Genomic DNA, 14,450 nt, shown 5'->3' on the forward strand with positions numbered 1-14,450 from the left:
TGTCAAGAGCTTACCCCCTGGAAGACCCTTTGCAAAAGGGAGCGGGCGTGGTCCAGGGTGTGTTGCAAGGCGGCCTCCTCCAGGCGGGCGAAGGTGTCCGTGGGCCAGTGCCAGTCCGGGGGCACCCCTTCCTGCAGGCGGATGAGGGTAAGGCAGGGGAGGTCCCTCTGCGCCAGGGGCAGGGTGTCAAAGTAGGCCAGGCGGTAGCGGAGGGGCCTAGCCCCAGGGGTCCTGCGGGCGGCCTCGAGGAGAGCCCCCCGGTAGGGGAAGTAGAGGAGCATCCCCTCCCCCTCGGCATAGAAGAGCTCCCCCCGGCCCACGTTATCCAGGTTCAGGACCAAGGCGCCCGGGGGCAGGTGGGGGAGGAGGGCCTTGGCCCCCAGGGCCCCCACCTCCTCGCACCCCGTGAGGGCCAGGCCCAGCCGCCACCCCTCGGGAGGCTCCGTCTCCAGGAAGAGGGCGGTGGCCACCGCCACCCCGCTCCCGTTGTCGTTTCCCCCTTCCACGTAGGGGGCTTTAAGCTCCCGGTGGAGGAGGAGGGCGGCTTGGGTCAGAAAGTAGAGTCCCACGGGCCACTTCAAGGGGGTAAGGGCAAGAAGGGGCGCCAGGAGGGCCAGGAGGGCGTTCAGGAGGAAGTTGGCCCGGAAGTGGCGCACCCTCCGCGGGTGGTAGAGGAAGAAGGTCTTGGCGGTGTCCACGTGGGCCATGAGGACCAAAGCCTTTTCCCCGTGGCCCTTCCAGGCCAGGAGGTCCTGGGAGGGGTGGCGGTCCAGGAGGAAGCCCCAGGGCCTATGGCCGTTGAAGTAGAGGAAAAAGCCCAGGGCCCCCAGGAGGGGGAACACGGGGGAAACCGGGGCGAGCCCCAGGAGGAGGCTTATGGCGAGAAGCTCCGGGCCGTAGCTCCGCACGCCCCGGAAGGGGATTTCCTGGAAAGCTATCCCCTGGTCTTCCAGGAAGCCCTTCAGGCGCTGGAAGGCCTGGGCCTCGAGGGCCGTGGCGCTTCCCCGGTGGGGAAGCTCGAGGAGCCGGAGCACGGCTTTCACCCTTTCCACGATCCCAAGCATAATGGGCCCATGTGGACCTTCCCCGAGCGCCTTCTGGGGCGTTACGTGGCCTTGGAGCCCCTTTCCTTGGCCCATCTGCCCGATTTCTTGGCTGGGTTTGACCCCGAGGTCTTCCGCTTCCTCCGCCGGGCGCCCAAGGAGCCGGAGGAAGCGGCGTTGCGGGAGCACCTCGAGGCCCTCCTCCGGGAACCCGGCCGGGTGAACTGGGCCCTCCGCCCCACCCCTGCCCTCCGGGCCCCCTCTTCTGGGCTTACCCTGGTGGGGCGCATCTCCGTGATCGCCCCCGACCCCCAAAACCGCCAGCTGGAGATCGGCACCATGATCTTCAAGCCCTTCTGGGGCACCCCGGCCAACAAGGAGGCCAAGTACCTCCTCCTCCGCCACGCCTTTGAGGTCCTTGGGGCGGAGCGGGTGCAGTTCAAGGTGGACCGGAGGAACGAGCGGAGCCAGCGGGCTTTGGAGTCCTTGGGGGCGGTGCGGGAAGGGGTTTTGCGGCGAAACCGCCTCCTTTCGGATGGCACCTTCCGCGACGACGTGGTCTACAGCCTCCTGCGGGAGGAGTGGCCCGGGGTGAAGGATAGGCTGGAGGCACGCCTCTATGGGGGTCCGGGAGGCGGTTAGCGCCCTTGTGCTCCTCCTCACCTACCTGGGCCTGGCCCTGGGGGGGCTTCCCGGTTACCGCATGAACCGGGCGGGGGTGGCCCTGGTAGGGGCGAGCTTTTTGCTCCTCCTAGGGGTGCTGGACCTGAAGGAGGCCTGGGCCGCCCTGGACGCCAAGACCCTCACCTTCCTCTTCGGGGTCATGGTCTTGAACGCCCACCTGGGGTACGCGGGTTTCTTCGGCCTGGCGGCGGAGCGGTTGCTGGCCCTGGCCAGGACCCCCTTGGCCCTCCTCCTCTTCCTCACCCTCGGAAGCGGCCTCCTCTCGGCCCTCTTCCTCAACGACACCATGGCCCTCCTCCTCACCCCCCTGGTGCTTTCCGTGGCCCGGGGCCTGGGGCTTAACCCCGTGCCCTACCTCCTGGCCCTCATGGGGGCGGTGAACACGGGAAGCCTCATGACCCCCACGGGGAACCCCCAGAACATCGTGGTGGCGAGCCTCTCGGGCCTTTCTTACCTAGGCTTCGTGCAGGCCCTCTGGCTGCCTGCCCTCTTGGGCCTACTCCTCCAGGTCCTCCTCCTGGCCCTCCTCTACCCCGAGGTGCGTTCCCTCAGGCCCCTTCCTCCCCTGCCCCCCTTGCGCTATCGGCTTCACCGGCCCCTTTTGCGGAAGGGGCTTCTCGTGGCCCTTGGCCTCTTCCTGGCCCTCCTCCTGGGCTACCCCATGGCCCAGGGGGCCCTGGTGGCGGCGGGGCTTCTCCTCTTCACCCGCCGCCTCCGCTCCGAGCGGTACTTCCTCAGGGTGGACTGGGAGCTTTTGGTGATGTTCGGGGGGCTTTTCATCGTCACTGAGGGGGTGAGGCGGCTGGACCTGGTGGAGGCCTTGGTTCCCTTGGCGACTACGCCCTTAGGGCTCCTTTTGACCGCCACCCTCCTCTCCCTTCTCATCTCCAACGTGCCCGCGGTCTTGCTCCTGGCCCCCTTTGTGCAGGAGCCCAAGGACTGGCTCCTCCTGGCCGGGGGCAGCACCCTGGCGGGGAACCTCACCCTCCTCGCCAGCGTGGCCAACCTCATCGTGGCGGAAGGGGCGGGGAGGGAGGGGGTGAGGGTGGGTTTTCTGGAGCACCTCCGTTTCGGTCTGCCCCTGACCCTCCTGAGCCTGGGCCTGCTTTACGCCCTACTTTAGCCGCGCCTCGAGCCACCCTCCGATGGCCAGGACCCGCCCGTCCTCGGCGTAGGGCCCCACCACCTGGAGCCCCACGGGCATCCCCTCCACCCGGGCGAAGGGCAGGGTGAGGGTGGGCACCCCCAGGAGGCTAAAGGGCAGGGTGAGGGTGATGAAGGCCTCCCGGTGGCTCTTTCTTCCCGACTCCAGCTCCACCTCCTCCGTGCCCAAGGGGGGTGCGGGGAGGGGCTGGGTGGGGAGGAGAAGGGCGTCCACCCCCCGCAAGGCCTTCACCAGCTGGAGGCGCAGGACTTCCCTTTCCGCCACCGCGTCCCGGTAGTCCTTCTCCGTGAGGCCAAGCCCCGCCAGGAGGGCCTCCCGCACCTGGGGGGAGAAGCCTTCGGGATGCTCCCTGAGGGCTTTTTCGTGGATGCGGGCTGCCTCGTAGCGCACCAGGCGGGTGTAGACCTCATAGACCCCGGGAAGGGGTAGGGAGACCTCCCTCACCTCGGCCCTTAGGGAGGGCAGGTGCTCCAAAAGGTCTTGGAAAGCCCTGCGCACCCCCACCCCCAGCCGGCCCTCCAGGAAGTCCAGGGGTACCCCGAGGGTGGGGTTTTGCGGGCCTTCCAAGGGGATGCTCTCGCCGGCCAGGATCTCCGTGAGGAAGTGGGCATCCCGCACCGTCTTGGCGATGGGCCCGGCGTGGTCGGTGGAGCGGGAGAGGGGCAAGGCGCCTTCCAGGCTTACCCGGCCGTAGGAGGGTTTGAAGCCCACCACCCCGTTGAAGGCGGCGGGGATGCGGATGGAGCCCCCGGTGTCCGAGCCTAAGGAGGCGAGGCCGATCCCCAAGGCCACGGCCACGGCACTCCCACCGCTAGAGCCCCCGGCCTGGCGGGTGGGGTCTATGGCGTTCCGTACGGGGCCCGTCCAGGGGTTTTCCCCGGTGATGCCCAGGGCCACCTCGTGCATGTTGGTCTTGGCGAAAATGAGGGCTCCCGCCTCCTTAAGGCGGCGCACCGCCCAGGCCTCCTCGGGCAGGGGGGGGAGGGGGCCCGGGTTCCCGCGCGGGTGGGCATGCCCTTTGCGGGGAAGAGGTCTTTCACCGTGAGGGGAAGGCCGTGGAGGGGCCCCCGCACCGTGCCCTGCTTGAGCTCCTTGGTGAGCCTCTCGGCCTCCTGCCTTGCCCCTTCCGCATCCAGGTAGGCCAAGGCGTTGCGGTCCTGGAAGGCCTGGGCCCTTTCCAGGGCTTCTTCCAAGAGGAGCAGGGGGGTGGTTTTGCCCCTTTCAAGAAGGGTTTTAGCCGTCAAGAGGTCCATGCCCCATTATAGGGGCCTCTTCTTGGGCCCTTGGTAGGGGTTTTCGCCCCGGCCAGGTGTAGCGCACCACCTCCCGGCCCCTTAGGGCCAAGGCGATGAGCTCAGGGGTTTGCAGGCGGCCTTCCGCCTCCAGCACCACGGAAAGCTGGGCCCGGGTCACGGGGTGCTTGGGGGCGAAGAGGGTGCAGCACTCCTCGTCGGGGAGGATGGAGATGGGGTAGGTGCCGATGCGCTCCGCCTCCGCCTTGATCTCCACCTTGTCCAGGCCGATCAGGGGGCGGAAGACGGGAAGGGTGGCGGCTTGGTTGACCGCATGGAGATTCTCCAGGGTCTGCGAGGCCACCTGGCCCAGGCTGTCCCCCGTGCAAAGGGCCAGGGCCCCTTCCTCCTTGGCGATGGCCTCGGCGATGCGGAGCATGTAGCGGCGGTAGAGGACCACCCGGTAGGCCTTGGGCGCCTCGAGGATGATCTGCCGTTGCACCTCGCTGAAGGGCACCAGGTGGAGGGTGAGCTGGTGCTGGAAGCGGGCCAGGCGCTCGGCGATGGCCTTGGCCTTCTCCCGGCTTTGGCCCGTGAGGAGGGGGAAGGGGTGGAAGTGGACCAGGACCACCTCCGCCCCCCGGCGCATGAGGCGGTAGGCGGCCACGGGGGAGTCAATCCCCCCGGAGAGCAGGGCCACCACCTTCCCGGAAACCCCCGGGGGAAGCCCCCCGGGCCCCGGGTGGCGCTCCACCTCCAAAAGGGCGGCCTTGGGCAGGATGCGCACCACTAACTCCCGTTCCGCTCCCTTGAGCTGTACCCTGGCCCCCGTCTTCTCCTTCACGAAGGCGCCCAGGAGGCGCTCTATCTCCGGGGAGGTGAGGGGGAAGGTTTTGTCGGAGCGCTTGGCGGTGATGCGGAAGCTTTGGAAGCGTTCCGCGGCAAGGGCTTCCTCCAGGGCCGCCTGGAGGGCCTGGAGGTCCGGAGGTGTGCGCACAACCCGGGCGAAGCCTTCCACCCCTAAGGTGTCCTGCAGGCGCTCCTTCGCCTCGGGCCAGGCCTCCTCGGGCAGGCCTAGGAGGAGGGCCATGGGCCACTCCGCCTCCAGCCTGGCCCCCGTGCCCTTCAGGGCCCGCTTCACGTGGGCCTTGGCCCGCTTCAGGAAGAGGGGGCGGTTGCCCCCCTTCAGGGCCAGCTCGTGGAAAAGGTTGACCAGAACCAGGGTCTCCATGGCTAGGTGCTTCTGCACGGGGCTCGCCTCCACGGGCAGGAAAGAGGGGCGAGGCCCGAAGCCTTTCTGGGGCCCCGTCGTGGCCCAAGCCACGATGGGGTACCTAAGGGCATAGCCCCTTCACCGCTAGGTAGAGGCGGCTACACAAGGAGCCTCCCTTGGCGGCCTCCTTGAGGTTTTGAGGGGTACCGAAACGGTAGGCCCGGTAGTAGGTTTTGCCGGGCTGGGGCTCGGGGAGGAGGGGTTCGGAAAGGAGCTTGGCCTCCACCACCCAAAGCTTTAGGGTGTAGGCCGCCCGCTCCTCCACCCCAAAGGCCACGGGCTGGAGAACCTCCACGAGGGAGCCCAGCTTCTCCCGGCCCACCCGTAAAGCCCCTTCCTCCACCCCCTCCCTTTCCTCCAGGCTTACGGCGGGAAGACCCCAGGCGCCCCCGAACTCGGGGTCCTCCTCGGGGCGCTTCACCAATAGGAGCCCCTTATCGGACCAGGCGGCCAGGGCCACCGCGCGCTTGAGGGGCTTGGCCGTCAGCACCTAACCAGGGTAGCAAAACCGTGGCCCAGGTTCCAGTCAGGCCAGGCGAAGGGGCTCCACCTCCACCGGGGTGGAGTGGAAGGTGCTTCCGCCCCCTAGGTCGGTGAGCCTTTCCGCGGTGAGGTGGTTGATGCCCTTGCCATCCGGGGCCCACTTTTCCCACCAGGTGCCCTCGAGGACCACCGTCCCCGGCATGGGGGCCTCCGTCACCTTGGCCTTGCGCACCACCCTCCCTTGGGGGGAGCGGATGTGGACCAGCATGCCCTCGGCGATGCCCCGGGCCTCGGCGTCCTGGGGATGGATGAGGAGGCGGGGCTCGCCGCCTTCCGCCTCCACCAGGGCCCGGACGTTCCCGTAGGTGGTGTTGAGGAAGCGGTGGGCAGGAGGGGTGAGGAGGATCAGGGGGTAGCCCGGCAGGGGTTCCGTGGGGATGACCTCCGGGGGTGGGCTGAAGCGCACCGGGCCCTGGGCGAAGGGGAGGAAGGGCTTGGGGAGGTGGAGCTTTACGAAGCCCTCCCGCTTGAGCCTTTCCAGGGTGATGCCCTCCAGGTAGGGATGGTCGGTGTCCAGGAGACTTCGGGCCACCTCCTCTGCGGTCCAGTAGAGGGTGGGTTCCTGCAGGCCGAGCCTCTTGGCCAGTTCCCGGAAGACCCAGGTGTTGGGCCTTGCCTCCCCCTCGGGCTCGGCTAGGGGCTCGTTCCAGGAGAGGTAGTAGTGCCCATAGCTGGTGTAGAGGTCGGGGTGCTCGTAGAAGAAGGTGGCGGGGAGGAGGTAGTCGGCGTAAAGGGCGGTCTCCGTCATCACCTGCTCCAGCACCACGGTGAAGAGGTCCTCCCGCGAAAGCCCCTCCTTGACCCTTCCCGTGTTGGGGGCCACCACCAGGGGGTTGGAGTTGAAGACGAAAAGGGCCCTTATGGGGGGCTCGAGGCGGGTGAGGGCGCTTCCCAGCTCGTTCATGTTGACCCGGCGCACCCTGGGGTTGGGGCGGAAGTAGCCCTCGTGGGGGTGCTCCCCCTCCAGGAGGTGCCTGCCCCCCAGGAAGCGCTTATTCAGGGGGAAGGCCCCGCTGGTGGAAAGCATGGCCCCGCACCCTGGGTAGCGCCAAGCCCCCAGGAGGGCGGGAAGGAGAATCACGGCCCGCAGGGCGTTGCCTCCCCCCGGGTGGCGGGTCATGCCGTAGCCCACCCTTACGAAGACCCGCTTCGCCTCCCCCATCTCCCGGGCCAGCCGCTCGATGGCCTCCTTCGGCACCCCGGTCAGGGCCTCGGCCCTGGCTGGGGTCCAGTCCTCGGCTTTCCTTTGGTACTTCTCAACCCCGGTGGCGGCTTCCCTCAGGTACGCCCAGTCCACCAGGCCCTCCCGGAAGAGGACGTGGGCCAAGGCGTAGGCCAAGGCGGCGTCCGTGCCGGGGCGGAGCTTGAGGTGCTCATCGGCGAAGCGGCTCGTGGGGTTCTCGTAGGGGTCAATGTGCACCACCTTGGCCCCCCGCTTCCTCGCCTCCTTGAGGAAGGGGGTGAGGTGGCTGTTGGTGGAGAGGCTGTTGATGCCCCAAAGGAGGATGTAGCGGGCCTGGGGGACCTCCTCGGGGTCTGGGGCCAGGCGGGGCCCGTAGGTCATCTCCCAGGCGGCGCCCCCCGCGCTGGCGCAGATGGTCTCCAGAAGTTCGCTGGCCCCGATGGCCCGGAAGAAGGCCAAGGGGTGCTGGTTTTCCACGAGGCCCATGGTGCCCGCGTAGTGGTAGGGGAGGACGGCCTCCCCCCCGTGGGCGTCCAGGACGGCCTTGAGCCTTTCCGCAATCTCCCCCAGGGCCTCCTCCCAGGAGACCCGCTGGAAGCGGCCCTCCCCCTTCCTCCCCACCCGGCGCAGGGGGTGGAGGAGGCGTTCCCTTACCCTTTCGGGATACCGGTAGGTTTTGGCGCAGGCGAAACCCCGGGTGACGGGGTGGCGGGGGTCGCCCTCCACCCCCACGAGCCTTCCCTCCCTAAAGGTGAGGAGGAGGCTACAGGCGTCCGGGCAGTCCAGGGGGCAGGTGGCGCGGGGTTTCATGCCCCCTATAGTAGCCCCAGGGCCTCGAGGACACCACACCTTTCCCCAAAGGGATCCGGGAGGAGGCGTGGGGGCTCGTCCAAAAGGAGGAGGTGGCCCTCCTCGTAGGTGGGCCAGCGGGGCCAGCCCCGGGGCTTCCCCTCCCGGGCGAAACCCACCCAGTAGCGGCGCATGCGTTTCCCCAGGGCCTCGGCCTTTTCCTGGGCCTCGGCGCTGAGGAAGAGGGGCAGAAAGGGCATCTCCCCTAGATTTCCAAAAAGGGGAGCGAGCTCCAGGCCGTGGAAGGCCCCCAGGCCCTCAAAGCCGGGGACGCGGAAGGCGAAGAGGTAGGCGTAGGTGGGGGCGAAGGGGGCCTGAAGCCTGGCCGCCTTCAGGGAGGGGCAGAGGAGAAGGAGGTCCGTCTGGGCCACTCCCCAGGCCTGGGCGGGATCAGGGAAACGCTTTTGGTAGGCCTCCTGCAGGGTCTCCCGCTTCCTGGGGGGTATGCCTTGGGAGGCCAGCCTTTGGCCGAACTCCTCCCAGGTCCTGGGACCCAAAAGCCAGGAGAGGCCGGGGAAGGTGAGTTCCTCCAGGTTGGCCCCCACCAGCAAGGGGATATCCCGGGCTTGCCCCTTCCGGAGGGCCTCGAGGGGGCTTTCCGGAAGCAGGGCCCCCAGGTGGGGTTTGAAGGGGGAGTTGGGGAAGCCCAGTACGGCGGCGTTGACGTCGGGAAGGGCTTCCCTTTCCTCAGGAAAGAGGCGGGAAAGGGGAAGGCGGCGGAGACAGGCCAGGTCCTCGGGAGGGCAGCCCAGGGTCTTGGCCCACCCTTCCCCGAAGGAAAAGTCCCCTTTCAAAGGGCGCACCTGGTGGCAACCCCCCGACTGGAGGATGGCCTTGTGGAAAAGCCCCCGGGCCTCGGGGGTGGCCAACAGGGTGCAGACCAGCATGCCCCCAGCGGACTCCCCGAAGAGGGTCACGTTCTGGGGATCGCCGCCGAAGTAGGGGATATAGCGCTGGACGAAGCGTAGCGCCTCTATCGCGTCCAAAAGGCCATAGTTGCCCACCGCCCTGGGATCTTCCCTTTCCAGGGCGGGAAGGGCCAGAAACCCCAAGGGGCCGAGGCGGTAGTTTGCCGTGACCACCACCACCCCCTCCTGGGCCAGGCGGTGCCCCCCGTAGATGGGCTCGGCGGCGCTTCCCGAGGTGAAGCCACCCCCGTGCAGGTAGACCATCACGGGGAAGCCCCCTGGGGGCGGGGGCCTTAGGGGGAGGAAGAGGTTGGCCACCAGGCACTCTTCCCTTTGGGGGGGGATGAACCCCCCTAGCCGGGCCGTGGTCCCGGGGACTTGCGGACAGGCCACCCGTTCCCTTCCCGCCCCTGGGGGCCAGGAGGCCACCGGCCTGGGAGCTTGGAAGCGGCCAGCCTCCGCATAAGGGAGCCCATAGAAGGCCATAACCCCCTTTTCCACCTGGCCCAGGGCCAGGCCGAGGGGGGTTTCCACGGGGATCTCCTGGCCCAGGGCCAGGCCAAGGGCGAGCCCCAAAAGCCCCACTTTTGGAAAGGGGTTCATGGGGAAACTATATCCAGATCTCCTCCGGGGGCGTCAACGGGGGCATAATGCCAAGGGATGGCGGGGGTGGAAGGTCCCCTCGAGGCTCCCTTCTGGTCCTTGGGCCTCCGGGTGGCCGGGGTGGACGAGGCCGGCCGGGGGCCTGGGCGGGGCCCATCGTGGTGGGGGCGGTGATCCTGCCTCCCGGGCGTTACCCTTTTCGGGACTCCAAGCTCCTAAGCCCAAGGGAGCGGGAGCGCCTGGCCGAGGAGGTGCGTCGGGTGGCCCTGGCCCATGCCCTGGGGGTGGCGGAGGTGGCGGAGGTGGACCGGCTGGGGCCCCTTCGGGCCACCCTGCTTGCGGCGGAGCGGGCTTTGGCCGGGCTGGATCCTCCTCCCGAGGCCTTGGTCACCGACTACCTCCAGGTGGCCACCGCCTTGCCCCTGCTCGCCCCTCCTAAGGCGGACCAACATAGCCCCAGCGTGGCCGCGGCCAGCATCCTGGCCAAGGTGCACCGGGACGGGCTCATGGAGGAGCTGGACCGCCTTTACCCTGGCTATGGCTTTGCCCGGCACAAGGGCTACGGCACCCCGGAGCACCAGGAGGCCCTGGCCCGTTTGGGGCCTTCGCCGGTCCACCGCAGGCGCTACGCCCCCGTGGCCCAGGCGGCCTTAAGGTTTCCTGAAGGGCCTTAGGCCGCCTTTGGGCTAGGCTGGAAGGTGGAGGTGTCCATGCGGCTTCTTTTCCCCCTCCTGGCGGGCTTGCTCTCGGCCTGCACCGTGACCCTCGAGGGGTTTACGTTAAGCTACCGTTGGGACTTTACCCCGGTCATCCTGCGCTTTGAGCCGGACCGGGGGGCGGGGGCCACCTACTACGTGGGGGAGGAGGTCCGGTTCTTCCTCACCCTGGCGGACCCCGGCTGGATAAGCCTGGTGGCCATCGATCCCGATGGGCGCACCTACGAGCTGGACCGCTTGTACCTGGGCCGCGGCACCCACGTGCTCCCTCCCGGGGCCTATAGCTACACCCTCACGCCCCCGAGGGGGCTCCAGCGGGTGCGGGCCATCTACATGGATGGCCCGCCTGGGAGCCTGCGCCTGGAAGGGGTATATACCGACTGGGACGCCCGGCTCAGGGTGTACCTGGAGGCCTCGGGAGCCCGCCACTACCAGGTGGTGGAAACCTACTTCTACGTCCGCTGACTGCATGAACTTGCAAAGGGGCTTGCCCTTTCCGCCCCCAGGTGGGGTATAATCCCCCTGGACCGCTAAGGAGGTCAAAAATGAAGCGGCGTGACTTCTTGAAAAAGACAGGTATCGGCGTGGCGGCCAGCGCGGCGTTTGGCCCAGTCTTTGCCCAGGCCCAGCCCACCCTAAGGTGGCGCCTCACCAGTAGCTTTCCCAAAAGCCTAGACACGCTTTTCGGCGGGGCTGAGGAATTTGCCCAGAGGGTGGCGGAGCTCACGGGAGGCAAGCTGCAGATCCGCGTCTACCAGGCGGGGGAGATCGTGCCCGGGCTACAGGTGCTGGATGCGGTGCAGCAGGGCACCGTGGAGATGGGCCAGACCGCCAGCTACTACTACGTGGGCAAAAGCCAGGCTTTGGCCTTTGATGCGGGGGTGCCCTTCGGCCTCACCTACCGCCAGCAAAACGCCTGGATGTACCACGGGGGCGGCATCGGTCTCTTCCGTTCCATCTTCGCGGACTTCGGCATCATCCAGTTCCCCGCAGGAAACACGGGCGTGCAGATGGGCGGCTGGTTCCGTAGGGAGATCAAGGGCTTGGCGGATCTAAAGGGGCTTAAGATGCGCATCCCTGGTCCTGGGGGCCAGGTGATGAGCCGGCTTGGGGTGGTGCCCCAGGTGTTGGCGGGCGGCGACATCTATCCCGCTCTAGAGCGCGGTGCCATTGACGCCACCGAGTGGGTTGGCCCCTACGACGATGAAAAGCTGGGCTTCTATAAGGTGGCCAAGTACTACTACTACCCCGGCTGGCACGAGCCTGGGACCCAGCTCACCCTTTACGTGAACCTGAAGGAGTGGCAGAAGCTTCCCAAGGAGTATCAGCAGGCCATTGAGGTGGCGGCCTCGGAGGTGAACCTCACCATGCAGGCCAAGTACGACCAGCTGAACGCCGCAGCCCTCCAGCGCCTCATCAAGAACGGTGTTCGCCTCCGGAAGTGGCCTGCTGAGATTCTAAAGGCGGCTCAGAAGGCGGCCTTTGAGTGGTTTGAGGAAGAATCCGCCAAAGACGCTACCTACAGGAAGGTCTACACCGCCTGGAAGAAGTTCCGCGAGGAGCAGTACCGCTGGTTCGGGGTGGCGGAGCTGGGCTACGAGCAGTTCGCCTTCCCCGCCGTCTGAGCCTTGCCCTCTACTCCGGGGGCCCGGCGGCCCCCGGGATGTCTTGCATACGTTATCCACTCCTCGGTATAATCCACCCCGAACCAACCCTGAACATGGGTGGTGAGGAGGTAGCATGAAAAGACGGGATTTTTTGAAGAAGGCAGGTATCGGCGTAGCGGCCAGCGCGGCCTTCGGCCCAGTCTTTGCCCAGGCCCAGCCCACGGTGAGGTGGCGGCTAGCCTCGAGCTTCCCTAAGAGCCTGGACACCATTTATGGGGCAGCGGAGGTGTTGGCGGAGCGGGTTTCCACCCTCACCGGCGGCCGCTTCCAGATCCGCCCCTACCAGGCGGGGGAGATCGTGCCCGGGCTACAGGTGCTGGACGCGGTGCAGCAAGGTACCGTGGAGGTGGGTCACACCGCCAGCTACTACTACGTGGGTAAGAACTCCGCCTTTGCCTTTGACACCGCCTTGCCCTTCGGCTTCACCGCCCGCCAGCAGAACGCCTGGTTCTACCATGGTGGGGGCATTGAGGCTACCCGGCCCCTGTATGCGGACTTCGGCCTGATTCAGTTTCCTGGGGGAAACACCGGTGCCCAGATGGGAGGCTGGTTCCGCAAGGAGATTAAGAGCGTGGACGACCTCAAGGGCCTCAAGATGCGCATCCCCGGCCTGGGCGGAGTGGTGATGAGCCGGCTTGGGGTGGTGCCCCAGACCTTGGCCGGCGGCGACATCTATCCCGCCTTGGAACGGGGCACCGTGGACGCCGCGGAGTGGGTGGGCCCCTACGACGACCTGAAGCTGGGCTTCTACAAGGTGGCCAAGTACTATTATTACCCCGGCTGGTGGGAGCCCGGTCCCGCCCTGGTCTTCATCGTCAACCTCAAGGAGTGGCAGAAGCTCCCCAAGGAGTACCAGCAGGCCTTTGAGGTGGCTGCCGCCGAGGCCAACCTAAGCATGGTCGCCCGCTACGACGCCCAAAACCCCAAGGCGCTCCAGACCCTATTGCAAAGGGGGGTGCGGTTGAGGAAGTTCCCTAACGATGTCCTCAAAGCTGCCCAGAAAGCCGCGTTTGAGCTCTTTGAGGAGGAGGCGGCCAAGAACCCGCTTTACAAGAAGGTCTATACCGCCTGGAAGAAGTTCCGCGAGGAGCAGTACCGCTGGTTTGGGGTGGCAGAGCTGGGCTACGAGCAGTTCGCCTTCCCTTCCGTCTAGGGTTCGTGGAGGTGGCTGCCCCGGGGTATTCCCCGGGGCTTTGCCTTTTGGGAGCTGGGTTTCCCCGGGCTTGACAGGGGGGGAGGACCGGGTTTAAAATTGCCCTGGAAAAGCTTCCATGGGGGTGTGTATGAGGCGTAGAGAGTTTCTCAAGAAGGCAGGGGTTGGGCTGGTTGCCAGCGCCCTTTGGGGGCCGGCCTTGGTGCGGGCCCAAGCGGGCCCGGTCATCCGTGTGGCTGGGGACTCCACCGCGGTGGGCGAGGGTGGCCGCTGGATGAAGGAGATGGTGGAGGCCTGGGGCAAGAAGACGGGCACCCGGGTGGAGTACATAGACTCCCCGGCGGATACCAACGACCGCTTGGCCCTCTACCAGCAGTACTGGGCGGCCAGGAGCCCGGATGTGGACGTTTACATGATCGACGTGATCTGGCCGGGCATCGTGGCTCCCCATGCCCTTGACCTGAAGCCGTACTTCTCGGAGAACGAGCTCAAGGAGTTCTTCCCCCGCATTGTCCAGAACAACACCATCCGCGGTAAGCTCACCTCCATTCCCTTCTTTACAGATGCGGGCATCCTCTATTACCGCAAAGACCTTCTGGAAAAGTACGGGTTCAAGAACCCGCCCCGCACCTGGGCAGAGCTGGAGCAGATGGCCAAGAAGGTCATGGAGGGAGAGCGCAAGGCGGGCAACCGCGACTTCTGGGGCTTTGTCTTCCAAGGCAAGGCCTACGAGGGCCTCACCTGCGACGCCTTGGAGTGGATCTACTCCCATAAGGGCGGGCGCATCATCGAGCCGGATGGCACCGTCAGCATCAACAATGGCCGCGCCGCTTTAGCCCTCAACACCATCCGCCGCTTCGTGGGCACCATTGCCCCTTCTGGGGTCACCAGCTACGCGGAAGAGGAGGCTAGGAACGTCTGGCAACAGGGCAATAGCCTCTTCATGCGCAACTGGCCCTACGCCTACGCCCTGGGCCAGGCGGAGGGAAGCCCCATCCGCGGCAAGTTTGGGGTCACGGTGCTTCCCAAGGGCGGAGCCGATGCGCCCAACGCCGCTACCCTGGGTGGTTGGCAGCTCATGGTTTCCGCCTACAGCCGCTACCCCAAGGAGTCGGCCGATCTGGTGAGGTACCTGGCCTCCTACGAGGTGCAAAAGGACAACGCCGTGCGGCTTTCCCGCCTGCCCACCCGGCCGGCCCTCTACACCGACCGGGACGTCCTGGGCAGGAACCCTTGGTTCCGCGACCTTCTCCCCGTCTTCCAGAACGCGGTTTCCCGGCCTTCTGATGTGGCTGGCGCCAAGTACAACCAGGTGTCCGAGGCCATCTGGACCGAGGTGCACAGCGTGCTAACCGGGAAGAAGACCGGGGAGGTGGCGGTGCGGGACCTCGAGGGCCGCTTGCGCCGTATCCTGCGCTAACCCTCCTCTTA

11 protein-coding genes and 2 pseudogenes are annotated in these 14,450 nt (G+C 67.0%); 7 read left to right on the forward strand and 6 right to left on the reverse strand.

The features are described 5' to 3' along the window. Positions 1-2 precede the first annotated feature (2 nt). Entirely contained in the window at positions 3-1,064 is a 1,062-nt protein-coding gene (locus BS74_RS00955; protein ID WP_081914538.1) for a M28 family peptidase, read from the reverse strand. 9 nt (positions 1,065-1,073) lie between these two features. Here BS74_RS00955 and BS74_RS00960 point away from each other — a divergent pair, with 9 nt between their 5' ends. Then, positions 1,074-1,685 carry a GNAT family N-acetyltransferase gene (locus BS74_RS00960; RefSeq protein ID WP_038055258.1) on the forward strand — a complete coding sequence of 204 codons (612 nt, stop codon included), beginning with the start codon at positions 1,074-1,076 and terminating at the stop codon, positions 1,683-1,685. Beyond that, positions 1,663-2,850, forward strand: coding sequence for an SLC13 family permease (locus tag BS74_RS00965; protein WP_038055259.1), 1,188 nt, complete (start codon positions 1,663-1,665; stop codon positions 2,848-2,850). Before BS74_RS00960 ends, BS74_RS00965 begins: the two co-directional genes overlap by 23 nt. Here the strand turns inward: BS74_RS00965 and BS74_RS00970 are convergent. The 5 genes and pseudogenes from BS74_RS00970 to BS74_RS00990 form a co-directional block, all read right to left on the reverse strand. Next, positions 2,842-4,145 (reverse strand): annotated as a pseudogene (locus BS74_RS00970) (amidase). The gene BS74_RS00965 and the pseudogene BS74_RS00970 overlap by 9 nt on opposite strands. Then, entirely contained in the window at positions 4,126-5,355 is a 1,230-nt protein-coding gene (gene thiI, locus BS74_RS00975; RefSeq protein WP_038058716.1) for a tRNA uracil 4-sulfurtransferase ThiI, read from the reverse strand. Before thiI ends, BS74_RS00970 begins: the two are co-directional and overlap by 20 nt. 103 nt (positions 5,356-5,458) lie before the next feature. Continuing rightward, entirely contained in the window at positions 5,459-5,887 is a 429-nt protein-coding gene (locus BS74_RS00980) for an NUDIX hydrolase (protein WP_038055260.1), read from the reverse strand. A gap of 36 nt (positions 5,888-5,923) precedes the next feature. Continuing rightward, on the reverse strand, positions 5,924-7,933 hold the full coding sequence (locus tag BS74_RS00985) for a molybdopterin oxidoreductase family protein (protein WP_038055261.1): 2,010 nt from the start codon (positions 7,931-7,933) through the stop codon (positions 5,924-5,926). Positions 7,934-7,938: 5 nt separating this feature from the next. Beyond that, positions 7,939-9,483 (reverse strand): carboxylesterase/lipase family protein, encoded by a 1,545-nt coding sequence (locus BS74_RS00990; protein WP_038055262.1) that lies wholly within the window; start codon positions 9,481-9,483, stop codon positions 7,939-7,941. A 57-nt stretch (positions 9,484-9,540) separates the two neighbouring features. Between BS74_RS00990 and BS74_RS00995 the strand changes: the two are divergent. The 5 genes and pseudogenes from BS74_RS00995 (at position 9,541) to BS74_RS01015 (ending at position 14,439) form a co-directional block, all read left to right on the forward strand. Further along, positions 9,541-10,157, forward strand: a pseudogene (locus BS74_RS00995) (ribonuclease HII). Positions 10,158-10,193: 36 nt separating this feature from the next. Beyond that, positions 10,194-10,664: a DUF4384 domain-containing protein gene (locus BS74_RS01000; protein WP_038055263.1), complete on the forward strand. Its 471-nt coding sequence runs from the start codon at positions 10,194-10,196 to the stop codon at positions 10,662-10,664. A gap of 80 nt (positions 10,665-10,744) precedes the next feature. Next, positions 10,745-11,824 carry a TRAP transporter substrate-binding protein gene (locus BS74_RS01005; RefSeq protein ID WP_038055264.1) on the forward strand — a complete coding sequence of 360 codons (1,080 nt, stop codon included), beginning with the start codon at positions 10,745-10,747 and terminating at the stop codon, positions 11,822-11,824. 115 nt (positions 11,825-11,939) lie between these two features. Then, positions 11,940-13,019 carry a TRAP transporter substrate-binding protein gene (locus BS74_RS01010; RefSeq protein ID WP_038055265.1) on the forward strand — a complete coding sequence of 360 codons (1,080 nt, stop codon included), beginning with the start codon at positions 11,940-11,942 and terminating at the stop codon, positions 13,017-13,019. Positions 13,020-13,149: 130 nt separating this feature from the next. Then, entirely contained in the window at positions 13,150-14,439 is a 1,290-nt protein-coding gene (locus BS74_RS01015) for an ABC transporter substrate-binding protein (protein ID WP_038055267.1), read from the forward strand. Positions 14,440-14,450: the final 11 nt, after the last annotated feature.

The sequence above is a fragment of the Thermus amyloliquefaciens genome (assembly GCF_000744885.1).
GTDB classification, from domain to species: domain Bacteria; phylum Deinococcota; class Deinococci; order Deinococcales; family Thermaceae; genus Thermus; species Thermus amyloliquefaciens.

Excerpts from the sequence above, each read along its gene's own strand:
- BS74_RS00955 (WP_081914538.1), bottom strand. The coding sequence starts at position 1,064 with ATGCTTGGGATCGTGGAAAGGGTGAAAGCCGTGCTCCGGCTCCTCGAG.
- BS74_RS00960 (WP_038055258.1), top strand. The coding sequence starts at position 1,074 with ATGTGGACCTTCCCCGAGCGCCTTCTGGGGCGTTACGTGGCCTTGGAG.
- BS74_RS00965 (WP_038055259.1), top strand. The coding sequence starts at position 1,663 with ATGGGGGTCCGGGAGGCGGTTAGCGCCCTTGTGCTCCTCCTCACCTAC.
- thiI (WP_038058716.1), bottom strand. The coding sequence starts at position 5,355 with ATGGAGACCCTGGTTCTGGTCAACCTTTTCCACGAGCTGGCCCTGAAG.
- BS74_RS00985 (WP_038055261.1), bottom strand. The coding sequence starts at position 7,933 with ATGAAACCCCGCGCCACCTGCCCCCTGGACTGCCCGGACGCCTGTAGC.
- BS74_RS00990 (WP_038055262.1), bottom strand. The coding sequence starts at position 9,483 with ATGAACCCCTTTCCAAAAGTGGGGCTTTTGGGGCTCGCCCTTGGCCTG.
- BS74_RS01000 (WP_038055263.1), top strand. The coding sequence starts at position 10,194 with ATGCGGCTTCTTTTCCCCCTCCTGGCGGGCTTGCTCTCGGCCTGCACC.
- BS74_RS01005 (WP_038055264.1), top strand. The coding sequence starts at position 10,745 with ATGAAGCGGCGTGACTTCTTGAAAAAGACAGGTATCGGCGTGGCGGCC.
- BS74_RS01010 (WP_038055265.1), top strand. The coding sequence starts at position 11,940 with ATGAAAAGACGGGATTTTTTGAAGAAGGCAGGTATCGGCGTAGCGGCC.
- BS74_RS01015 (WP_038055267.1), top strand. The coding sequence starts at position 13,150 with ATGAGGCGTAGAGAGTTTCTCAAGAAGGCAGGGGTTGGGCTGGTTGCC.